Source organism: Pseudomonas sp. AC016 (genome assembly GCF_979253365.1).
In genome coordinates this window covers 5,744,647-5,765,712 of the sequence record NZ_CEEDCC010000001.1, presented here as the reverse complement: position 1 = coordinate 5,765,712, position 21,066 = coordinate 5,744,647, and the positions used below count along the sequence as shown (strand labels likewise).

At 62.6% G+C, this 21,066-nt stretch carries 20 protein-coding genes; 6 read left to right on the top strand and 14 right to left on the bottom strand.

The features are described from left to right. Positions 1-7 precede the first annotated feature (7 nt). From AC0IXS_RS25955 to AC0IXS_RS25930, 6 genes are all read left to right on the top strand, one after another. Complete coding sequence (locus AC0IXS_RS25955; RefSeq protein ID WP_122410324.1) at positions 8-1,009, top strand: ABC transporter ATP-binding protein; 1,002 nt, start codon at positions 8-10, stop codon at positions 1,007-1,009. Continuing rightward, complete coding sequence (locus AC0IXS_RS25950) at positions 1,006-2,016, top strand: ABC transporter ATP-binding protein (protein ID WP_057408071.1); 1,011 nt, start codon at positions 1,006-1,008, stop codon at positions 2,014-2,016. Before AC0IXS_RS25955 ends, AC0IXS_RS25950 begins: the two co-directional genes overlap by 4 nt. Continuing rightward, a complete protein-coding gene (locus AC0IXS_RS25945; protein WP_057408070.1) occupies positions 2,013-3,440 on the top strand; it encodes a M20 family metallopeptidase in 1,428 nt (475 codons plus the stop codon). Before AC0IXS_RS25950 ends, AC0IXS_RS25945 begins: the two co-directional genes overlap by 4 nt. Beyond that, positions 3,437-4,585 (top strand): M20 family metallopeptidase, encoded by a 1,149-nt coding sequence (locus AC0IXS_RS25940; RefSeq protein ID WP_320471126.1) that lies wholly within the window; start codon positions 3,437-3,439, stop codon positions 4,583-4,585. Before AC0IXS_RS25945 ends, AC0IXS_RS25940 begins: the two co-directional genes overlap by 4 nt. Positions 4,586-4,838: 253 nt before the next feature. Next, positions 4,839-6,362: an amidase gene (locus AC0IXS_RS25935; protein WP_191957436.1), complete on the top strand. Its 1,524-nt coding sequence runs from the start codon at positions 4,839-4,841 to the stop codon at positions 6,360-6,362. Positions 6,363-6,447: 85 nt separating this feature from the next. Continuing rightward, the gene (locus AC0IXS_RS25930; RefSeq protein WP_057411231.1) at positions 6,448-7,350 is read left to right on the top strand and encodes an AEC family transporter; all 903 of its coding nucleotides are present in this window, start codon (positions 6,448-6,450) and stop codon (positions 7,348-7,350) included. Between the two features lie 40 nt (positions 7,351-7,390). Here the strand turns inward: AC0IXS_RS25930 and AC0IXS_RS25925 are convergent, their stop codons facing one another. The 14 genes from AC0IXS_RS25925 to phnC all read right to left on the bottom strand — a co-directional run bounded on the left by AC0IXS_RS25925 (position 7,391) and on the right by phnC (position 20,751). Then, positions 7,391-9,751, bottom strand: a complete 2,361-nt coding sequence (locus AC0IXS_RS25925) for a glucose/quinate/shikimate family membrane-bound PQQ-dependent dehydrogenase (RefSeq protein ID WP_320471129.1) — start codon at positions 9,749-9,751, stop codon at positions 7,391-7,393. A 455-nt stretch (positions 9,752-10,206) separates the two neighbouring features. Beyond that, positions 10,207-10,956, bottom strand: coding sequence for a phosphonate metabolism protein PhnP (gene phnP / locus AC0IXS_RS25920; RefSeq protein WP_057410948.1), 750 nt, complete (start codon positions 10,954-10,956; stop codon positions 10,207-10,209). Beyond that, entirely contained in the window at positions 10,947-11,513 is a 567-nt protein-coding gene (gene phnN / locus AC0IXS_RS25915; protein WP_004888387.1) for a phosphonate metabolism protein/1,5-bisphosphokinase (PRPP-forming) PhnN, read from the bottom strand. Before phnN ends, phnP begins: the two co-directional genes overlap by 10 nt. Next, the gene (locus AC0IXS_RS25910) at positions 11,513-12,658 is read right to left on the bottom strand and encodes an alpha-D-ribose 1-methylphosphonate 5-triphosphate diphosphatase (RefSeq protein ID WP_057410949.1); all 1,146 of its coding nucleotides are present in this window, start codon (positions 12,656-12,658) and stop codon (positions 11,513-11,515) included. Before AC0IXS_RS25910 ends, phnN begins: the two co-directional genes overlap by 1 nt. Next, complete coding sequence (gene phnL, locus AC0IXS_RS25905; protein ID WP_057410954.1) at positions 12,652-13,368, bottom strand: phosphonate C-P lyase system protein PhnL; 717 nt, start codon at positions 13,366-13,368, stop codon at positions 12,652-12,654. Before phnL ends, AC0IXS_RS25910 begins: the two co-directional genes overlap by 7 nt. Before the next feature lie 22 nt (positions 13,369-13,390). Continuing rightward, positions 13,391-14,200, bottom strand: coding sequence for a phosphonate C-P lyase system protein PhnK (gene phnK, locus AC0IXS_RS25900; protein ID WP_057410955.1), 810 nt, complete (start codon positions 14,198-14,200; stop codon positions 13,391-13,393). 8 nt (positions 14,201-14,208) lie between these two features. After that, a complete protein-coding gene (locus tag AC0IXS_RS25895) occupies positions 14,209-15,081 on the bottom strand; it encodes an alpha-D-ribose 1-methylphosphonate 5-phosphate C-P-lyase PhnJ (protein ID WP_025995407.1) in 873 nt (290 codons plus the stop codon). Continuing rightward, entirely contained in the window at positions 15,078-16,157 is a 1,080-nt protein-coding gene (locus tag AC0IXS_RS25890; protein ID WP_471826047.1) for a carbon-phosphorus lyase complex subunit, read from the bottom strand. The genes AC0IXS_RS25895 and AC0IXS_RS25890 overlap by 4 nt, the downstream gene beginning before the upstream one ends. Beyond that, the gene (gene phnH / locus AC0IXS_RS25885) at positions 16,157-16,753 is read right to left on the bottom strand and encodes a phosphonate C-P lyase system protein PhnH (RefSeq protein ID WP_122431514.1); all 597 of its coding nucleotides are present in this window, start codon (positions 16,751-16,753) and stop codon (positions 16,157-16,159) included. Before phnH ends, AC0IXS_RS25890 begins: the two co-directional genes overlap by 1 nt. Beyond that, positions 16,753-17,238, bottom strand: a complete 486-nt coding sequence (phnG, locus tag AC0IXS_RS25880) for a phosphonate C-P lyase system protein PhnG (protein ID WP_074454551.1) — start codon at positions 17,236-17,238, stop codon at positions 16,753-16,755. The genes phnH and phnG overlap by 1 nt, the downstream gene beginning before the upstream one ends. Before the next feature lie 14 nt (positions 17,239-17,252). Then, positions 17,253-17,957: a phosphonate metabolism transcriptional regulator PhnF gene (gene phnF, locus AC0IXS_RS25875; RefSeq protein WP_191955050.1), complete on the bottom strand. Its 705-nt coding sequence runs from the start codon at positions 17,955-17,957 to the stop codon at positions 17,253-17,255. Positions 17,958-17,994: 37 nt separating this feature from the next. Further along, a complete protein-coding gene (phnE, locus tag AC0IXS_RS25870) occupies positions 17,995-18,783 on the bottom strand; it encodes a phosphonate ABC transporter, permease protein PhnE (RefSeq protein ID WP_471826044.1) in 789 nt (262 codons plus the stop codon). A gap of 61 nt (positions 18,784-18,844) precedes the next feature. Continuing rightward, complete coding sequence (gene phnD / locus AC0IXS_RS25865; protein ID WP_122564228.1) at positions 18,845-19,852, bottom strand: phosphonate ABC transporter substrate-binding protein; 1,008 nt, start codon at positions 19,850-19,852, stop codon at positions 18,845-18,847. Positions 19,853-19,917: 65 nt separating this feature from the next. Then, on the bottom strand, positions 19,918-20,751 hold the full coding sequence (gene phnC / locus AC0IXS_RS25860) for a phosphonate ABC transporter ATP-binding protein (protein ID WP_029242104.1): 834 nt from the start codon (positions 20,749-20,751) through the stop codon (positions 19,918-19,920). Positions 20,752-21,066: the final 315 nt, after the last annotated feature.

Here is a 21,066-nt window from a genome sequence, read left to right as displayed (position 1 = left end):
TTCGGACATGGCGCTGTTGCATGTTGAAAACCTGCGTGTCGACATCCCCTTGGGGCAGGACACGCTGCACGCGGTACGCGGTCTGGACTTTCAGGTCGAACGAGGAGAGATGCTGTGTATCGTCGGCGAGTCGGGCTGCGGCAAATCCCTGACCTCGCTGGCGCTCATGGACCTGCTGCCTCGCAAGGCCCGGCGCACCGCGACCCGATTGAGTCTGGACGGCATCGACATGCTGGGCCAGAGCGAGCGGCAGATGTGCGACCTGCGCGGCAACCGCCTGGCGATGATCTTTCAGGAACCCATGACCTCGCTCAATCCCGCCTACAGCATTGGCGATCAGCTCAGCGAAGTGCTGACCCGGCATCGCAAGGTGTCACGCAAGGACGCCCTGCTGCGGGCTGCGCAGATGCTGGAAAAGGTCGGCATCAGCAACGCCGGGGAGCGCTTGCGCCAGTATCCGCATCAGCTTTCGGGCGGTCTGCGTCAGCGGGTGATCATCGCCATGGCACTGATGTGCGAACCGGACGTGATCATCGCCGACGAACCCACCACGGCGCTGGACGTGACCATTCAGGCGCAGATCCTGCGGCTGATCCGCGACCTCCAGAAAGAGCTGGGGCTGGCGGTGATCTTCATCACCCACGACCTGGGGCTGGTGGCACGCATCGCTGACCGCGTGGCGGTGATGTACGCCGGGCAAATCGTCGAGACCGCGCCGGCCGTCGAGCTGTTCGAAAACCCGCAGCATCCTTACACGCGTGGCTTGCTGGCGAGCATTCCGATTCCGGGACGCACTCAACCGGGTCAACCCCTGGGCTCGATTCCCGGTCTGGTGCCCAGCCTCGTTGGCGAGCAGCACGGTTGTGCGTTTCGCAACCGCTGCCCGCAGGCGATTCCAGCCTGCGCCGACGACGTTCCGGCCATCAACGGCCACGACCACATGACCCGCTGCCTGTTTGCGGCACCGGGCGCAGAACCGGTGTTTCATCGCGAGGGCGCACGGTCATGAACCAGGCACTGAAAACCAGCGTAAAAAAAGACATCGCCCTGGAGCTGTGTGACATCCGACGCGAGTTCACCATCAGCCGGGGCTTTTTCAAACCGACTGCCACATTGAAAGCCGTCGATGGTGTGTCTCTGCGCCTGATGCGCGGTGAAACCCTGGGGCTGGTCGGCGAGTCCGGCTGCGGCAAAAGCACCCTGGCCAAGATGCTGCTGGGTCTGCTGGCACCCAGCAGCGGCGACGTGCTGGTCAATGGCAAGCATCTGGCGGGCACCGACCGCAAGGAGATGGCGCGGCGCATACAGCCGATCTTTCAGGACCCCTACTCTTCACTTAATCCACGCAAAACCCTGCGCGAGATCGTCACCCTGCCGCTGATCGTGCACGACATCGGCAGCAACGCAGAACGCCGCAAGCGCACCGAAGACATGATGGACGTGGTCGGCCTGCCCAAGCGGGTGATCGACAGTTACCCCAGCCAGTTGTCCGGCGGCCAGCGCCAGCGTGTGGCGATTGCGCGGGCACTGGTGATGCGACCCGATGTGCTGATCTGCGACGAACCTACTTCGGCGCTGGACGTGTCGGTTCAGGCGCAGATTCTCAATCTGTTGCAGGACCTCAAGCAGGAGTTCGGCCTGACCTACCTGCTGATCAGCCATAACCTGGCCGTGATTGAACATCTGGCCGACCGAGTGGCTGTGATGTACCTGGGCAAGATCGTCGAGGAGCGCACCCGCGAATCACTGTTTGCCCGGCCCGGTCATCCCTACACCCAGGCGCTGCTGGACTCGGTGCTCACACCCGATCCGCATCTGGGCATTCCCGAACTGGGTCTGCAGGGCGCCTTCCCCAACCCCATGTCGCCGCCGTCGGGCTGTGCGTTTCATCCACGCTGCCCAAGCTGCATGACGGTCTGCAAGAACCAGTATCCCGCCACCGACACGCTGGAAGGCGGAACCGTCCGTTGCCATTTGCGTGACACCCCGAAAACCCTGGAGCTGATTCCCTCATGACTAGCCGTTCGCACGCCATCGACAACGTCACCGAACAGTTCGACAACGGCGCTTTCTTCGCCCTGCTTGGCGAGAGCGTCGCGTACCCGACTCAGAGTCAGGAACCGGAAAGCCTGTCCGAGTTGTACCGCTACCTCACCGATTTCATCACGCCGCAGGTCGAGCGGCTGGGCTTCACGGCCAGCCTTCACGACAACCCGGTGGCCGGGCGCGGCCCGCTGATGATTGCCACGCGAATCGAAGATCCGTCCCTGCCGACCCTGCTCAGTTACGGGCACGGCGATGTGGTGCGCGGCTACGATGCGCAATGGCAGCCGGGCCTGTCGCCCTGGCAGGTAGTCGAGCGCGGCGAGCGCTGGTATGGCCGGGGCACAGCGGACAACAAGGGCCAGCACCTGATCAACCTGACGGCGCTTGAGCAGACGCTCAAGGCGCGGGGCGGCAAGCTGGGTTTCAACGTCAAGCTGCTGCTGGAAATGGGCGAAGAAGACGGATCACCGGGGTTGAGCCTGTTTTGCCAGCAGCACGCAGAAGACCTGGCCGCCGACATTTTCATCGCCTCCGACGGACCACGTCTGGCGGCGGCAAGGCCGACGCTGTTTCTCGGCTCGCGTGGCGTCTTCAACTTCGAGCTCAGCGTGCACTTGCGCGACGGCGCGCATCATTCCGGCAACTGGGGCGGTCTGTTGGCCAACCCCGGCATCATTCTGGCCAACGCCATTGCCAGCCTTGTGGACGAGCATGGTCGAGTCAAAGTTGCGGGGCTGATGCCGACCGCCATTCCCGAGGCGGTGCGTACGGCACTGGCCGATATAGAAGTGGGCGGCGGGCCCGGCGATCCGGTCATCGATCCTCACTGGGGCGAGCCGGATCTTTCATTGAGCGAGAAAGTCTTCGGCTGGAACACGCTGGACATTCTGGCCTTCAAGACCGGCAATCCTGATGCTCCGGTCCACGCCATTCCCGGCAAGGCCCATGCGCTGTGCCACATACGCTTCGTGGTTGACAGCGATTACACGACGTTCATTCCGGCCGTGCGGGCGCACCTGGATGCGCACGGTTTCACTCAGGTGGAGGTGAAGCAGACGCGCATGGACGTCATGCACGCCACGCGCCTGTCACCGAACAGCCCGTGGGTCGGCTGGGCGCTGGAGTCGCTGAGCAGAACCACCGGCAAGAAACCTGCGCTGCTGCCCAATCTGGGCGGTTCACTGCCCAATGACGTGTTTGCCGAGGTGCTCGGTTTGCCGACGGTCTGGGTGCCCCATTCCTACCCGGCCTGCTCACAGCATGCACCCGATGAACATCTGCTGGCTCCGGTGGTGAAAGAAAGCCTGCAGATCATGGCCGGTCTATTCTGGGACCTGGGCAATGACGGCGCTCGTCTGGCCCGTGAACATCAGGCACAGGAAACAGGCCAATGAATCAGGCACAACTGAACGCAACACAATGGCTGTCCGGGCAATTCGACGCCATGGAGGCATTACTGCAACAACTGGTCGACATCGACTCCAACAGCTACGACAAGGCCGGTGTCGATGCCGTCGGCGACCTGCTTGCGGCGCAGTTGCAGGCCGACGGGATAGGCGTAGAGCGCATTGCAGTCGAGGGCTTTGGCGATGTGTTGCTGGCTGAACTGCCCGGTGGACCGGGCAAGCCGGTCCTGTTGCTGGGTCATCGCGACACGGTATTCCCCAAGGGCACCACCACGACTCGTGGTTACACGCGGGACGAGAAGCTGGCGTATGGCCCTGGCGTTGCCGACATGAAAGGCGGTCTGGTGCTGAACTGTTTTGCGCTCAAAGCACTCAAGCGCGCCGGTCCGCTGCCGTTTCCGGTGCAGATTCTGTATACCGGCGACGAAGAGATCGGCTCAGGCAGTGCACGCATGCACATCGAACGACACGCCAGAGCCGCACGCGCCGTGCTCAATCCCGAGCCGGGCCGGGCCAGCGGCAATGTGGTCAGCGCCCGCAAAGGCGGCGCGACGCTGGTCATCGAAGTCAGCGGCCGGGCTGCGCACTCCGGCGTCAACCATGCCGACGGTGCCAGCGCCATTGAGGCGCTGGCGCACAAGGTGATCAAGCTGCATGCGCTGACCGACTACGCGGCGGGTATCACCACCAACGTCGGGTTGATGTCGGGCGGAACCTCCAGCAATACCGTGGCACCGACCGCCACAGCCAGACTCGACGTGCGCTTTATCGAACTGCGTCAGTGGGGCGACATACTCACGGCCATTCAGGCCATCGTCGACGCGGAGGAACTGCCCGGCACCTCGGCCAGGCTGCTGGAAGCCACGACCTTCCTGCCGATGGAAGCGCAGCACAGCACCGACCTGTTGCAGCGCTACCAGAGCGTCGCGGCGGAACTGGGGTTCAGCGTGGAAGGCGAATTCACCGGCGGCTGCGCCGACTCGGGCTTCACCGCAAGCCTGAGCATCCCCACCCTGTGCGGACTGGGGCCGGTGGGCGGCAAGGTGCACACCGACCGCGAATACCTGGAGCTTGACACCCTCGTGCCGCGTGGTCAGGCGCTGGTAGCGACCATCGTGGGGTTGGCGGAATGATCAGTGCGAGCCTTGGATTGATCGCACAGATTGCGGATTCAGTGAGCCGAGCGCATGACGTGAATAACGCTGAAGCTTGGCCACGCAGCCCACGACGCTCTGCGTCGCACTCCAGAGCGGACGCGGAGCGTCCTGAGAGGCGTTACCACGCAGAGCGTGGGAACGATCATCAAAGGCTTGCGCGCCCACTTTGAGCGCGAAGGCGGGAACGATCAGTCATCTCTGGGCCGACCCTATTACTTGAGGAAACCACATGCCTTTTTCATCCGACCTGCTGGAAAAATCTGCCACCGAACTCCGCACGCTGATCGGCAATCGACAGCTGTCGCCCGTCGAGCTGCTGAACGCCAGCATCGAACGCATTGAGACCCTAAACCCGAAGATCAACGCCTTCGCCGCGACCTGTTTCGAGCGGGCGCGGGAGGAAGCGGTTCAGGCCGAACAGGCCGTGATGCAAGGCAAGCCGCTGGGTTTGCTGCATGGTCTGCCGATCGGGATCAAGGACCTGGAAGAAACCGCAGGCGTCCTCACCACCTACGGCTCGCAACTGTTTCGCGACAATATCCCCAGTCAGGACAACCTGCTGGTGGCGCGTCTGCGCAGCGCCGGGGCGATCATGGTCGGCAAGACCAACGTCCCGGAGTTGGGCGCAGGCGCCAACACCCGCAACGTGGTGTGGGGCGCAACCGGCAACCCGTTCAATCCCGAGCTGAACGCAGGCGGCTCGTCCGGGGGTTCCGCCGCAGCGCTGGCCGTGGACATGGTGCCGTTGTGCAGCGGCTCGGACACGGGCGGCTCGTTGCGCATCCCCGCTGCGCTGTGTGGCATCGTCGGCTTGCGCCCTTCACCCGGACTGGTGCCGAGCGAGCGCAAAAAACTTGGCTGGACACCGTTGTCGGTGGTCGGGCCGATGGGACGCAACGTCGCCGATACGTTGCTGCAGCTGCGCGCCAGCGCCGGTCTGGCGCACTCCGACCCACTGAGCTATGCAGTGGCAGATAACGAGTTTGCGCCGCGCACTATCGACCTCAGCCAGTTGCGCGTCGGCTACAGCGAAGACTTCGGCACCTGCGCGGTGGACGAGCAGATTCGCGCAGTATTCCGGGAAAAGATCGGTGCCCTGAAATCGCTGTTCAAATCCTGCGAGCCCATCGACCTGAACCTCGGCACTGCGCATCGCACCTTTGACGTCCTGCGCGCCGAGGCCTTCGTTGCCGGTTTGCAGGACGCCCACGACAAGGATCCCGACGCACTCGGCCCCAACACCCGCGCCAATTTCGACATGGGCGCGGCGATGTCGCTGCAGGATTGCGTGAAGGCCCATGCCGAGCAGAGTCGTCTGTTTCGCAGCTTTCAGAAACAGTTCGAGCATTACGACCTGATCCTTGCGCCGACCACGCCGGTGTCGCCGTTCCCGTGGAGCGAGCTGTACCTGCGTGAGGTCAACGGCGTGCAACTGGACAATTACTACCGCTGGCTGGCGCTCTGCTACACCATCACCCTGACCACCAATCCGGCACTGTCGCTGCCCTGCGGCACCGATCACAACGGCATGCCGTTCGGCCTGCAACTGATTGGCGGCTTCCGGGGCGATGCCGCGTTGATGGCCTGCGCTCATGCACTGGAGCAGGCCACCTCGGCAGACTCACGTGTGTGTCGCCCGCGTCCCGATCTGCAGAAACTGCTGGCATCGGCTGTCGATCTGAAACACATCGTGACCCATCCGCCGATCCATGAAGGCTCGCAGACGGTCAGGCCGGATATAGGGGCGATGTGATAGCCATTTGATGCGCAGCGGTGCATAGGTAAAGTTGCAACGCTGGTTCATACTGCGCGGCCATGTTCTCAAGGAGCCAGAGCCCGTGGCCGTTCTGCAAGCCATCCTGCCCGTTTTTCTACTGATCGTTCTCGGCTATGTGCTGGGCAAACACAAGACCCTGACTGTCGAGAGCACCAAGGCCTTGAGCGTGCTGGCCTTCAAACTGTTTCTACCGATGGTGCTGTTCACCGGGATGGTCAAGGCACCGCTGCACGACGGCCTCGATCTGCGGGTGCTGGCGGCGTACTTCGTGCCTGCCCTGATCGTGTTTGTCTTGATCAATCTGATCATGCACCGGTCTGGCACCACCTCGACGCCCTTCGGCCTGACCGCCAGCTTCTCCAACAACATCCTGATCGGCATTCCGCTGGTGGTCGGTGTGTTCGGCGATCAGGGGCTGGTCTTGCTGTTCACGGTCATCGCGGTGCACAGCCTGACCCTGTTCACCTTCCAGAGCCTGTACGACAGTCTGGCCGGTGACCAGCCATTCAACACCCGCTCGCTGTTCGCCAGCCTGGCCAACCCGTTGATCATCGGGCTGTTGCTGGGGATCGTGGTCAACCTGTCAGGGCTCGTGCTGCCCGAATGGGCCGATCATCTGACCACCTGGCTTGCCCAGGCTGCCCTACCCTGCGCCTTGATCGTGCTGGGCTCCAACCTTTCCAGTTTCAAACTGACACCCAGCCCGCAGGCGCTGGGCATTACCGTCGGCAAGCTGTTCCTGATGCCGTTGCTGGTATTACTGGCGTGCATGCTGCTGGGTATCGAGGGGTTGTCGCGAGGCGTGCTGGTGCTGATGGCCGCAGGCCCTGCCGGGGTCAACGTGCTGGGCTTTGCCCGCAGCGTGCCGCATGTGCAGAAAACCAGCTCGGCGATCTGCCTGACCACAGTGCTGTCGGCCGCGACGCTGCCCTTGTGGATGTGGCTGGTGAGCTTGATCGGATAAGACCCGAGAGGCAGCCACTGCCTCTCGGGCCTGCCACACGTTACTGGGGTAACGCGTAGGCAATCACGTAGTCGCCACGATCAGGCGACTGACGGGCACCACCGGCTGTGAGCAGAATGTACTGCCGGCCGGTCTTGGGTGACACGTAGGTCATAGGACCCGACTGGCTGCCCACTGGCAGACGAGCCTTCCAGATTTCGTTGCCGTTGCCGCTGTCGAAGGCACGCAGATAGAAATCCTGAGTACCCGCGAAGAACAGCAGACCCGACTGCGTGGACAGCGAAGCGCCCAGGGTCGGCATGCCGATCGGAATCGGCAGACCCATGCGAATGCCCATCGGTCCAGTGTCCTTGACCGTGCCAACCGGAACCTGCCAGACCAGCTTTTTGGTCTTCAGGTCGATGGCCGACATGGTGCCGAACGGCGGCGCCTGACACGGAATGCCGACCGCAGACAGGAAGCGCTGACGCATGGCGCCAAACGGCGTACCGGTCTGCGGCACAACGCCCATCTCGATGCCGCTGGCACCGGCAGCGATCTTGTCACGTGGGATCATGTAGTTGGCCAGACCCAGGCGCATGTCGTTGACGAACATGTAGCTGTTGGTCGGATCGACCGACACGCTGCCCCAGTTCATCCCGCCCAGCGAGCCCGGAAATTGCAGCGCGTGGTCCATGCCTGGCGGCGTGTAGACGCCTTCATGTCGCATGCCCTTGAAGGCGATCCGGCACATCAACTGGTCAAACGCCGTGGCGCCCCACATGTCGGACTCTTTCAGGGTCTGGTTGCCAATCGACGGCATGTCCACCGAGAACGGCTGGGTCGGCGAATAACGCTCACCCGGCACGCTGCCCTGGGGCACCGGACGCTCTTCGACCCGGGAAATCGGCACGCCGGTTTCCCGGTTCAGCAGAAAGATCTCGCCCTGCTTGGTGACCTGCGCCAGGGCAGGCTGAGTGCCGCCCTTGCCGTCCGGGATGTCGTACAGCAGCGGCTGGGCCGGAATATCGAAGTCCCACAGGTCATGGTGAGTCATCTGGAAATGCCAGCGCACCTGACCGGTCTTGACGTCTACAGCAACGACCGAGGACGACCACTTGTCATCCGCCTCGGTGCGCGTGCCACCGAAGAAGTCCGGTGTGGCGTTGCCGGTCGGCAGGTAGATCAGGCCTAGTTTTTCGTCATAGGACATGGCCGACCAGACATTCGGCGTGCCACGCGTATAGGTCTCGCCTGCTGGCGGGCGTTTGGTGGTAGTGGGGTTGCCAGGATCCCAGGCCCAGACCAGCTCACCGCTGTGCACATCGAAAGCGCGCACCACGCCGGGCGGTTCGCCGGTGGAGAAGTTGTCGGCGACACGACCGCCCACCACCACGACGTTGCCAGCGACCAGAGGTGTCGAGGTTTGCTGGTAATAGCCCTCTTTGACTTCACCCATATCGGTCTTCAGGTCAACCACACCCTGGGTGCCGAAGTCCGTGCAGGCCTCGCCGGTTCTGGCATCCAGCGCGATCAGGCGTGCGTCGCCAGTCGGCAGGAAAATACGGCTGGCGCAGGCGGCAGGCTGAGCGCCCGCCTCGGCGGCAGGCGCTGCGAAGTAACCCAGACCACGGCAGCGCTGCCAGTTGGGCGCACTGCCTTTCGGGTCGAACTTCCAGCGCTGCTCACCGGTGTCGGCATCCAGCGCGAAGACCTTGCCGTAGGCGGTACAGGTGTAGACCGTGTCGCCGATCTGCAACGGCGTGTTCTGGTCTTCGGCACCTGCGCCGGTACTCTGCGGAATATCGCCGGTGTGGAACGTCCAGGCGACCTGCAGCTTGTCGATGTTGCCCTTGTTGATCTGATCCAGCGCCGCGAAACGGTTACCCGCCGGGGTGTTGCCCCAGTGCGCCCAGTCCTTCTGCTCGCTGCCCGGGGCGACCGGCACAACGTCCGGCACGCTGCTGGCGCTGACCACATGGGTCGGCACGAACATATAGCCGATGGTCGCCACGACGCCAATGGCCAGCACGCCTGCCAGACCATAGGCACCGCGCCCTGCCTGAGCGCCGGAAGCGCGGACCAGTGTCGGGTAGATCAGCGCAACCACCAGACCGATCACCGCGAACGTCAGCACGCGTGAGACCAGCGGCCAGTAATGAAGCCCGGCATCCCAGACTGCCCAGATCGCAGTCAGAACAAGGGCCACACCATAGATCAACGCGCCTTTGGGCTGCCGCTTCGCAATCAACGCGCCGCTGATCAGCATCGCCAGGCCCATGAGCAGGAAGAACCAGCTCCCGCCCAACGCCACCAGATAACCGCCCCCGCCCGCCAGGCCAAGCCCGATCAATGCGATAAGCGCCCCCAATACGAGTAGCCCCACCCTGCTCCCCGCCCCTGTGTCTTGTTTGCCAGTCATGTGTCGAACCTGTCGGATTTTTACAGCCGCGCAGAATGTACTAACCAGTTCATAATGACAAATTGTCGCAGGCTGTTTCGGCTTGAAAAGCTGATTCTGAGCACATCAAAATTTGCCTGCACGCTTGGAAAGACGCGGTATTGATGTTGTGGGCGATCAGCGAACGGAATCGGATGGGTGTGGCTTATGGCGTTCAGCGAAAGAGAACCTATGAGAGGTTCACCACATTCTCGGCACAGAGCTGTCGCACAGCAAACCATGTGGGAGTGGACCGGACGGCGTTCCGTTTGTCCGGGAAAAGGCCTGTAAACCCGATGAATATTCATCGGTTGGGCTACCGTATTCGCGGACGAGTCCGCTCCCACGAAATTGCATTTCTTAAGTGGTTTACAGATCGTTTGGTAAGAGAAGCTGGCGACGAGATTGAGTGGTCTTCGGACTGAATCACAAGTACCTCAAACCACCATCCCATCCCGAGCAATCAGTACGTTGTCCGGCAGTTGCCTCGATTGTTCCATCAGCCAGGCGTCAAGAGTGTGACCGATATGGGTCAGGACGGCTTTGACCGGTTTCAGGCGTTCGATGATGTCCAGCGCCAGGGTCAGGTCGTTGTGGTTGCGCGGGGTCTGGGGTTGCGGGGGCATGGAGCAGTCGAGGATCAGGGCGTGCAGCGGCTGGCGTTGCAAGTAGTCGTGCGTGGCCTCGGGCAGGCCGACTGTGTCAGTCAGGTAAGCGATGCGTCGCCCGTCGCCCTCCAGCAGGTAACCCAATGTCGGCCGGGAATGCTGCAGCGGTAACGCAGTGACCTGCAAAGCACCCAGGGCTCGGGTTTCGAAGGCTGCGAACGGCTGGCTGAAATCCAGAATGCCCGGGTGTTTGTACAGGTCCGCCAGGCCTTCCGGATCCGTCGGACCGTGCACCGGAATCACCAGACCCTGCCCCCAGCGCAGGTGCAGCAGACCCTGGGCGTGATCGGCGTGGTAGTGGGTCTGCAGAATGCCGCTCAGGCTGCGTGGCGGAAAACGCTCGGTGAGGTCGGTCAGACCGCTGTCGATCAGCCAGCGCTGATCGTCGAACTCGACCAGCGCACTGCAAGGCAGACGACGCAACGCTTTGTCGCTCAGTGCCGCCAGACAGGCCGGACACTGACAGCCATACACCGGCACTTGCCGGGCGTCGCCAGTGCCGAGCAGCGTCAGGCGCACGCCGGGTGTTTCTCCAGATAGCGAACCAGCGCAGCAACCGTCTGCTGCAGCTCGCCGGAGTTGTCCAGCGGATAGACGCCAGGGTGGCTGGCCAGCAGATCACCGGCAAATTGCTGATTGCGGTCCAGTCGCGCCTCGATTTCCGGCAGGCTTTCCCGGCCTCTCGCCAGCAGACGCTGACGCAAGACGTCCTGATCCACCGTCAGCAGCACCGCCAGCAGATTGGGATAGCGGCGTTGCGAGCGCTCAAGGTGCGCACGGGAACCGTTGATCAGCACGTCATGGCCCTCCAGCAGCCACTGGTCGATGACAATCGGGATGCCGTAATGCAAGCCGTTGGCCTGCCAGTTCAACGCGAACGCGCCGTGCTCGCGCATGTGTTCGAACTGCTCGACGTCCACGGCCTGTGCCGCTTCGCCCACGGCCTCGGCGGAACGGGTGATAACCCGCCGCACCACTCGGCAGTTACGCTCCGCCAGGGTGTCGCGAGCCGCGTCCATCAGGCTGTCCTTGCCTGAACCGGACGGCCCGATGAGATAGATCAACCTGCCTGCCATCAGAATACCCTCTTGCCTTGTCGCCAGACTTTATCGATAACCGGCAGATTGCCGTGACTGCGCGCCTGAATCAGGTCGGCACGCAGGCCAATACGAATTTCACCGCGATCAGCCAGCCCCGCCGCCAGTGCCGGCGTGCGGCTGACCATGTTCATCGCCTGAGGCAACCCACAGTCGTTGTCCTGTTCGGCCAGCATGAACGCCGATTGCAGAAGACTCGCCGGATAGTAGTCGCTGGAGAGAATATCCAGTAGTCCTTCTTTGGCCAGCGACGCGGCCGCCACGTTACCGGAGTGCGAGCCGCCGCGCACGATGTTCGGTGCACCCATCAGCACGCTCATGCCCAGACGCCGACATCCACGGGCTGCTTCCAGCGTGGTCGGAAACTCGGCGATGTTCATGCCGAAGCCCGCCGATTCCTCGACATGGGCCATGGTGGCGTCATCGTGACTGGCGATTGACAACCCGCGCGCCAGACACAGTTCGACAATCGCGCCACGATATCGATCAGCGTATTCGATGGAGTTGGCCACTTGCTCGACGATGAAGCCGTCCATCTCCTGACTGCTCATGTGGTACTTGCCCATATAGTACTCACGGTACTTGGATTCCAGCGCGAACTGACGCTGGCCGGGCGCGTGATCCATGACCGACACGAGTTTCACCAGCGGCTGATCCACCAGGTCGCGAAACACACTCAGGGTGTCCGGGTGACTGACTTCGCAGCGCAAATGCAGCAGGTGCTCGGCGCGGGTCAGGCCTGCATCGCTGGCCGCCGCAATGGCGGCGAGCATCGAGGGCAGTTGCTGCATGCGCTTGCCCTTGGGGTTGATGTCGCCAATCGACAGCGCGTCGAACACCGTGGTGATACCTGCGGCGACTATCTGCGCATCGTGGCTGATGACCGCCGAGGTTGACGGCCAGTCCACACCGGGACGCGGCGACAGGTGTTTTTCCAGGTTGTCGGTGTGCAGTTCGATCAGGCCAGGCAGCAGGTAATCACTCTGCAGGTCCTGCGCCTGACTCAACTGGCTGCGGCCCGAATCGACCTCGACGATCAGACCGTCGCGCACCACCACAGTGCCGGAAAACACCGCATCACCGGTGACCACACGGGCGTTGGTGAATATCTGTTCGTTCAGCATTGCAGCAACTCCTTGGCGGTCAGCTCCACCGGGGTCATGTCCAGTTGACGGCTGGCCACCGATTCGCGGGCATCGCGGTCATGGAAAATGCCGATCAGCGCGGCGCCTTCACGTTTGGCTTCGTCGATCAGTTCCAGCACCACCTGACGATTGGCGTCATCCAGCGAAGCCGTCGGCTCGTCCAGTAACAGCACTGGCCAGGGCACCATGAAGGCGCGAGCAATGTTGATGCGTTGCTGTTCGCCACCGGAAAACGTACTGGGTGCCAGTGGCCACAGACGCGGCGCAATGTTCAGACGGGTGAGCAGCAACTCGGCTCGCGCCCTCGCCTGTTCGCGGGGCCAGCCACGTGCCAGCGCCGGTTCCATGACCACGTCCAGACTCGACACGCGAGGAATGACGCGCAGAAACTGGCTCACATAGCCCAGCGTCCTGCGCCGCACTTCCAGCACCTGGCGCGGCGTGGCGCCGACCAGCTCGGTCCACTCGCCGTCGTGCTGCACGCGAATGCTGCCAGCAGCAGGCAGGTAGTTGCCGTACAGCGTGCGCAACAAAGTGCTCTTGCCCGTACCGGACGCCCCGCCCAACACCAGACACTCGCCGCTGCGCACCGAGAAATTCAGGCCACGCAGCACATTGAGCACCACGCCGTTGTGTTGATGCAGCGTGAAGTTTTTCGAGAGGTCACGGACCTCGATCAAGGTAGTCATCAGGCTCATCTCTCTGTGCGGATCATGGCTGCAGTACCGAGGAAACCAGCAGCTGTGAATACGGATGCTGCGGGTCATCGAGGATCTGATCGGTGAGCCCCGCTTCGACCACGTGGGAGCGACGCATCACCATCAGCCGGTCCGCCAGCAACCGGGCCACGGCCAGGTCGTGGGTGACGATCACCACCGCCAGGTCCAGCTCGCGCACCAGACCGCGTAACAGGTCCAGCAGACGCGCCTGCACCGAGACATCCAGGCCGCCGGTCGGCTCGTCCATGAACACCAGCCGCGGGCCGGAAACCAGATTGCGAGCGATCTGCAAGCGTTGCTGCATGCCGCCGGAAAAGGTGCGCGGCAGATCATCGATACGCAGCGGATCGATTTCCACCTGACCGAGCCAGTCCAGCGCCGCACCGCGCAACTGCTGATAATTGCGTACGCCCTGGGCCATCAGACGCTCGCCGATGTTGGCCCCCGCCGACACGCCCATGCGCAGGCCGTCACGCGGATTCTGCTCGACGAAGCCCCATTCGGTGCGCAGCAAGGTACGCCGTTGCGCCTCGCTGGCGCTGTACAGATCGAGCCAGCTGCCGTCCTGGCCGCGATAGTCGATACGGCCACTCTCCGGCGCGGAGCGGCCGCTGAGCACTGACAACAACGTGGACTTGCCCGAGCCGGACTCGCCGACGATGCCCAATACCTCACCGGGATACAGGTCGAAACTGACGTTCTGACAGCCCTTCTCCGGCCCGTACAACCGGGTCAGACCGCGGACCCTGAGCAGCGCTTCGTCCAGTTCAGGCCGTGGCGCGTTGGTCGGATTGACCGACATGGCACTGATCATCGGGCGTTCTCCTGCTGGCTGGCCCGCTGGGCGCAATAATCGGTATCGGAGCAGACAAAGCTCTGGGTGCCCGCGTCGTCGAGGATCAGTTCGTCGAGAAAGGAATCATGGCTGCCGCAGATTGCGCAGCATTGCTCCCAACGCTGGACTTCGAACGGGTGATCTTCGAAATCCAGACTCACCACGCGGGTAAAGGGAGGCACCGCGTACAGACGCTTCTCGCGCCCTGCGCCGAACAGCATCAGCGCCGGGCTCATGTCCAGCTTGGGGTTGTCGAATTTGGGAATCGGCGAAGGGTCCATCACATAGCGTTCATCGACCATCACCGGATAGGCATAGCTGGTCGCGATGTGGCCGAAGGTGGCGATGTCTTCGTAGAGCTTGACGTGCATCACCCCGTAATCGTCCAGCGCATGCATGGTCCGGGTCTCGGTTTCTGAAGGCTCGATGAAGCGCAGCGGCTCGGGAATCGGCACCTGATACACCATGATCTGGTCAGCGTGCAGCGGGGTTTCCGGGATGCGGTGACGGGTCTGGATCACCGTCGCTTCGGGCGTGCGTTCGGTGGTGGCTACGCCTGCCGTGCGGGCGAAGAAGCGCCGGATCGAGACCGCGTTGGTGGTGTCGTCCGCGCCCTGGTCAATGACCTTGAGCACGTCTTCGGCGCCCAGAATCGCGGCGGTCAGTTGCATGCCGCCGGTGCCCCATCCATACGGCAACGGCATCTCGCGGCCACCGAACGGCACCTGATAACCGGGAATGGCGACGGCCTTGAGCAAGCCGCGGCGGATCATGCGTTTGGTCTGCTCGTCCAGATAAGCGAAGTTGTAGGCGGTGTCCCGCTCAACGGGCGGTTTGAGGCTGCTCATTGCTCGTTCTCCCCGGTCGCGGTGGGTTTGCGCAGTTTGCGGATCAGTTCCAGTTCGGACTGAAAGTCCACGTAATGCGGCAGCTTCAAGTGCGAAACGAAACCGGCGGCTTCGACGTTGTCGCAGTGGGCCAGTACGAACTCCTCCTGCTGGGCTGGCGAACGGATTTCTTCGTTGTACTCGTCGGCACGCAACGAGCGATCCACCAGCGCCATGCCCATCGCCTTGCGCTCGGCATTGCCGAAGGCCAGACCATAACCACGCGTGAACTGCGCAGGCACAGTGGCCGAGCCGACGAACTGGTTGATCATTTCGCACTCGGTGATTTCGATGTCGCCAATCAGGATGGGAAAGCCCAGTTCCTCCGGCTCGATCCACACCTCCACTTCGCCGATGCGAATCTCGCCTGCAAACGGGTGGTTGCAGCCATAGCCACGCTGGGTCGAATACCCCAGCGCCAGCAGAAACCCCTCGTCGCCACGGGCCAAAGCCTGCAGGCGTTCGGCGCGACTGGACGGATACTCCAGCGGCTCGCGGGTGATGTCGGCAATCGGCTCATCGTTGTCGACTTCAGGCTTCATCAGGCCTTCTTTCGCCAACAGACCCAGTACTCGAGGGCACGGCTGCAAGGCAGCATCAGGCGTTACGCTTGGACCCGGATGCTCGCCTTCGGCCAGCAGCGTGAAATCCAGCAGACGGTGGGTGTAGTCGAAAGTCGGCCCCAGCAGTTGCCCGCCGGGCACGTCCTTGAACGTGGCGGAAAGACGACGATTGAGCTGCATGTTCGAGGTGTCGATGGGCAAACTGGCGCAAAAGCGCGTGAGTGTCGTGCGGTAGGCGCGCAGCAGGAAAATCGCCTCGACCAGATCCCCCGCCGATTGCTTGATCGCCAGCGCGGCCAGTTGTTCGTCGTACAGCGAACCTTCGGTCATGACCCGGGCGACAGCCAGCGGCAGTTGCTGGCGGATCTGCTCGACGTCGAGTTCGGCGACGGCGGTATCACCACGACGCCTGCTGGCCAGCAGGCGGTGGGCGTTATCGATGGCCTGTTCGCCACCTTTGACGGCGACATACATCAGGCACACTCCTGCACACGGGTGCTGCGTGGCAAGCCGAGCATCCGGCTGCCCGACAGAAAGAACACATCGAGCCCGCGCGGGAAGTCGTTGCGCGCCGACCGTTCGGTCCAGAACTCCTTTTCCAGCGGCAAGGCCACGCGATTGCGGTGCTCGATGCCGGGGCCGCTCCAGTCCAGCGGGGTTCCGCCTTCAAGGTCTGACAACTGGATAAGCAGCGTGCAGGACTGATCCGGATAGCGGTCGTTACCCAGGTCGAATCCAGCCAGGTCCTGTGCCACCGAGGCATCGAGCAGCGCGAAGCGGGCGTTCTGCCGATCGCTGACGATCGGGCAGCCGCAGTGAAATGAGAGATTGGCGCGAATGGCTGGCGTGTCGAAAGCCGGAGCCAGCCAGACCGGCGTGTCCAGGTCCAGCAACGCCAGACACAGCGCGTGGGTGGCGCTGTCGAGTCCCGACAGCGCGGGCGGCTGATGGGCGGCGTTCAAGGTCTGGGTAATGCCGGGGCCGGCCAGCGCCTTTAGAGCAGCGCGAAAACTGCGCTGAGCGTCGAGTACCGGGTCGGTGAAGGCAGGTTGCAAAAGGACGGCGTTCATCAGTCTTCTCCTCGGACCAGGGTAAAGAATTCCACTTTGGTCGCGGCGGTTTCTGCGTCTTTGGCGGCCTTGCGCCGGGCCTGTGCCTGGGCAAGGGGTTCGATCAGTTCAGCCAGCCACGATGCCTGCTGAGCGCCCTGCAAATGGGCGTCGGCCAGCGCGGCGAGTTCGGCGTGGTGTTTGTCGCGTCCGGCCAGGTAGCTGTAGCCGGTGCGCCCGTCTGCCAGGCGAACCACGCAACGGGTCACGCTCATTTCACCCAGATTGAACGCCGCACCGGTGCCGCCCATGCGCCCGCGTACCAGTGTCATGCCGATTTCCGGCGCACGGATCATCTGGTAGTCGGTGTCGCGCAAGGCGGCTTCATGGCGCTTCATGTGCTCGCGACAGTGCTCATCGACATGCGCCCGGGCGAGGACGCCCATCCAGTGCTGGCGGGCGGCGGTTTCAGGATCGGCTTGAGGGGATTGCTGAGACGATTGCATGGATAACCTCGGCATCAGGTGGTCACTTGATAGTGGAAGCGGTCGCTGCGGCTGGTGGAACGGGACAGTTCCACCGGCTGACCGGACCGGTCGCAGGAGACGGTCAACACCGTCAGCGCGGGCATATGGCGCGGCATCAACAAATGCGCCGCCTCTTCGCGGGTCGGCAGTCGGGCGCCGATCAGGCTCTGTTTGCGGGTCAACGGCAGTTCGCGCTCGGCCAGGTACTGGCGCAGCGAGCCACCGCTGTACTCAGCCAGCAGCTCGCGGTAGTCGGCGCTGAATCGATGCACAATCAGGCTCACGGGCTGGCCGTCGAGTTTGCGCAGCGTGCGCAGCTCGATCATCGGAGCCAGCTCGTTCAGGCCCAGATGCATGGCGTCCTCGGCATTGGCCTGACAGTCGCGGCGCAGCAACAGGATCGCCTCGACCCCGATGCCCTGCGCCGACAGTGACTGGCTGTAGGCACTGTCGGCCTGCATCGGGTAGATCAACGGGCGTTCCAGCACCTGAGTGCCCTTGCCCTGCCGACGCAACACGCTGCCTTCGCGCACCAGTTCATCGACAGCGCGGCGAACCGTGTGGCGATTGACGCTGAAACGTTCGGCCAGTTGAAACTCGGCAGGCAAATAGTCGCCGGGACGGTAAGTACCCAGCTCGGCGCGAAGTGTATCGGCCAGTTCGCGGTACAACGGCTCTGCTTGTCTAGACAACTGCATGGTCAAAAAAAGTGCCCATCGGGACACCCCTCTCCGGTCAGATGAATTGCTTGCGCAAGCGTTGCGACGCAATGTCGATCACGCTGACGACGACGATGATCACCAGCAAAACGGCGCTGGTCTGGACGAATGCAAAGGCACGAATGTTTTCCCAGAGAATCACCCCGATGCCGCCTGCACCGACCAGGCCGACCACCGTTGCCGAGCGCACGTTGGACTCGAAACGGTATAGAGCGTAGGAGATCCACAGCGGCATGACCTGCGGGATCACCCCGTAGATGACTTCCTGCAATGCGCTGGCGCCGGTGGCCCGCACCCCTTCGACCGGGCCTGGATCAATGGCTTCCACGGCCTCGGCGAACAGTTTGGCGAGCACCCCCGTGGTGCTGATCCACAACGCCAGCACGCCCGCGAATGGCCCCAGGCCGACGGCGACCACGAACAGCATCGCGAACACCATTTCATTGATGGAGCGAAAGGCGTCCATGCAGCGGCGCAACGGCAGGTGAATCCACCACGGCGTGATGTTTTCGGAACACAGAATGCCGAGCGGGATGGAACAGACGATGGCCAGCACCGTGCCCCATAAGGCGATCTGAATCGTGACCACCATTTCCGTGAGGTAGCTGCGCCATTCGCGGAAATCCGGCGGGAAGAAGTCGGATGCGAAAGTCGCCATGTTCCCCGAGTCACGAACCAGCGACAGCGGGTTCATTTCAGCGCCTTGCCAGGCCCAGGCCAGTGCGACCAGAAACAGCCCCCAGCCCAGGTAGCGAGGCCAGGTGCGTTTGCCCGCCACCTGGGTGTATGCAACGTGAGTGTTCATAGCAATCGATGTCCTGATGGCAGTTGCCGGAGCGCGAACGGGAGGTCTGCGCCCCGCTCGTTCAGCCTGCGGTGCTGGATGCCGTTTTCTGGTTCAGTTCGGTAATGCGCTCCTGCAGCTTGCTCAGGCCGGCGTCGATTTCCTTCAGCCGGGTTTCCTTTTCCTTGGCGTCGAGCGTGGTGCTGGCCGCGACTTCAGTGCGTTGCTTGAACAGTTCCAGCTGGCGAATCGGCAGCAACTGGTCGTCACTGGACTTCAGGAATTTGCCCAGCTGCATGTTCTTGAGGACGGTTTTTTCTTCATCGGTATCGCCGTAGCTGGCGAAGAACTCGCGGATTTTCGCCTTGTTCTCGTCCGACAGCGCCTTGCTCCAGACCATTGGATCGGCCGGGATCAGCGGCGATTTCCAGATCACTTTCAGCTGCTCGACCTTGTCCGGCTGAGTGACAGCCAGGCGGTCCCAGCTCTCGGTGTTGAATGTCGCCACGTCCAGTTGGCCCTTGGCAACGCTGAGCGCGTTAACTTCGTGGCTGGAGTTCAGCGTGCGCTTGAACGCGGTGGACGCATCGACATGGTTCTTGGCGAATACGTAATAGCCTGGCACCAGATAACCGGAGGTGGAGTTCGGGTCGCCGTTGCCGAAGGTCAGGCTCTTGGCGTTCTTGAGCATGTCTTCAACGGAGTTGATCGGGCTGTCCTTGCGCACGATCAGCAGGCTCCAGTAACCGGCCGCACCATTGGCTGCGGAGGTCTGAGCGAAGATCTCGCCATTGGAACGGTCAACCGCTTCCATGGCGGCCTTGTTGCCCAGCCAGGCCACGTCCACCTTGTTGAAACGCATGCCCTGAATCAGGCCCGCGTAGTCCGAGGCGAAGGTCGCGTTGACCTTGAGCCCGGTTTTCTTGCTCATATCATCCAGAAAAGGCTGCCAGATGGTTTTGAGGTTCTGCGACGACTCCGTGGACATGATGCCGAAATTGATGACCTTCTCTTCCGCCTGGGCAGTGCCCATTGCGCAAGTGGCCAGCAATGCGGCAGACGCGAGGACGCGACCGATACGGTTGAACATGAAAGCACTCCTGAGGTGAGGTTCGTGCAACAGCGGTTGATGTCAGAGGACTGACGCAAAAGTATTCAGACTTTGGCCAGCGCCAGACGCGCAGGCTTTTCGAGGCGAAGCTTTTTCCCGGTGCCGATCAGGCTGCTGCCCTGTTCGGCGCCGTAGAGATCGTCGAGGAAGGACGCGCTGAGACCTTGCGCTTGCCCGTCGTAATGGATACGTCCGCCTTTAAGCGCCACGGCCCGCGGGCAATAGCGCATCGCGTAGTCGACCTGATGCAGGGTAACGACAACGGTCTTGCCGTCGCGGCGGTTGATGTCGGCGAGGATTTCCATGACCCGGCGAGCGGATTCAGGGTCGAGCGAAGCGATGGGCTCGTCAGCGAGGATGACTTCGGCGCGCTGGGTCAGCGCACGGGCGATGGCCACGCGCTGCTGCTGACCACCGGACAGGGTCGAAGCGCGCTGAGCGGCAAGGTCCGCCAGCCCGACGCGCTCCAGTGATGCCATGGCGCGCTGTTTTTCTTCGGTGTTGAACAACGCGAGGTTGCCACGCCAGCGCGGCATGCGGCCGAGGCAGCCGAGCAACACGTTGTCGAGCACGCTGAGGCGATTGACCAGATTGAACTGCTGAAAGATGTAACCGATGTCGGCACGCAGACGGCGTACATGACGATTGAGACGACCCGAGGCCTGCACCTCGCGATCCAGCACCTTGACCTGACCACCGTTTTCCCGGTCACAGCACGCCAGCCCGGCCAGATGCCGCAACAGGGTGGACTTGCCCGAGCCGGACGCACCGATCAGCGCGACCATCTCGCCATGTTGTATAGACAACTCAAGGCCAACCAGAGCGCTTTTACGGGAAAAGCTCTTGTTCAGCCCTTCGACATGGATAGCTGGGTTCATGGTCTGTCTCTGTCTGCCCTACGGCCCGGTGCAGGTCGTATTCGGTTGTCAGCCAGACTGAACCGGACGTGTTGCAGAGACGTGAAGCGAGGATGACGAACCCGTAACAGTTTTGCGCAGGTTGCGTTGCAGGTGCGCCAATACCGACGCCGGGACGCGGAGCGTCCCGACACTGATCGTGCCCATCGCGTGGGCATGCCTCCCGTGACGCTCTGCGTCACAAATGGCACAGACTGAGGATTCAGTGAGCCGAGCGCATGACGTGGATAACGCTGGAGCTTGGGCACGCATCTGCGCCACATTCAAGAGCGGACG

Excerpts from the sequence above, each read along its gene's own strand:
- AC0IXS_RS25925 (WP_320471129.1), bottom strand. The coding sequence starts at position 9,751 with ATGACTGGCAAACAAGACACAGGGGCGGGGAGCAGGGTGGGGCTACTC.
- phnK (WP_057410955.1), bottom strand. The coding sequence starts at position 14,200 with ATGTCGGTCAATCCGACCAACGCGCCACGGCCTGAACTGGACGAAGCG.
- phnF (WP_191955050.1), bottom strand. The coding sequence starts at position 17,957 with ATGCAGTTGTCTAGACAAGCAGAGCCGTTGTACCGCGAACTGGCCGAT.
- phnG (WP_074454551.1), bottom strand. The coding sequence starts at position 17,238 with ATGCAATCGTCTCAGCAATCCCCTCAAGCCGATCCTGAAACCGCCGCC.
- phnL (WP_057410954.1), bottom strand. The coding sequence starts at position 13,368 with ATGACTACCTTGATCGAGGTCCGTGACCTCTCGAAAAACTTCACGCTG.
- AC0IXS_RS25895 (WP_025995407.1), bottom strand. The coding sequence starts at position 15,081 with ATGAGCAGCCTCAAACCGCCCGTTGAGCGGGACACCGCCTACAACTTC.
- AC0IXS_RS25945 (WP_057408070.1), top strand. The coding sequence starts at position 2,013 with ATGACTAGCCGTTCGCACGCCATCGACAACGTCACCGAACAGTTCGAC.
- AC0IXS_RS25950 (WP_057408071.1), top strand. The coding sequence starts at position 1,006 with ATGAACCAGGCACTGAAAACCAGCGTAAAAAAAGACATCGCCCTGGAG.
- phnH (WP_122431514.1), bottom strand. The coding sequence starts at position 16,753 with ATGAACGCCGTCCTTTTGCAACCTGCCTTCACCGACCCGGTACTCGAC.
- AC0IXS_RS25955 (WP_122410324.1), top strand. The coding sequence starts at position 8 with ATGGCGCTGTTGCATGTTGAAAACCTGCGTGTCGACATCCCCTTGGGG.
- phnE (WP_471826044.1), bottom strand. The coding sequence starts at position 18,783 with ATGAACACTCACGTTGCATACACCCAGGTGGCGGGCAAACGCACCTGG.
- phnC (WP_029242104.1), bottom strand. The coding sequence starts at position 20,751 with ATGAACCCAGCTATCCATGTCGAAGGGCTGAACAAGAGCTTTTCCCGT.
- phnN (WP_004888387.1), bottom strand. The coding sequence starts at position 11,513 with ATGGCAGGCAGGTTGATCTATCTCATCGGGCCGTCCGGTTCAGGCAAG.
- AC0IXS_RS25910 (WP_057410949.1), bottom strand. The coding sequence starts at position 12,658 with ATGCTGAACGAACAGATATTCACCAACGCCCGTGTGGTCACCGGTGAT.
- phnD (WP_122564228.1), bottom strand. The coding sequence starts at position 19,852 with ATGTTCAACCGTATCGGTCGCGTCCTCGCGTCTGCCGCATTGCTGGCC.
- AC0IXS_RS25935 (WP_191957436.1), top strand. The coding sequence starts at position 4,839 with ATGCCTTTTTCATCCGACCTGCTGGAAAAATCTGCCACCGAACTCCGC.
- AC0IXS_RS25940 (WP_320471126.1), top strand. The coding sequence starts at position 3,437 with ATGAATCAGGCACAACTGAACGCAACACAATGGCTGTCCGGGCAATTC.
- AC0IXS_RS25890 (WP_471826047.1), bottom strand. The coding sequence starts at position 16,157 with ATGTATGTCGCCGTCAAAGGTGGCGAACAGGCCATCGATAACGCCCAC.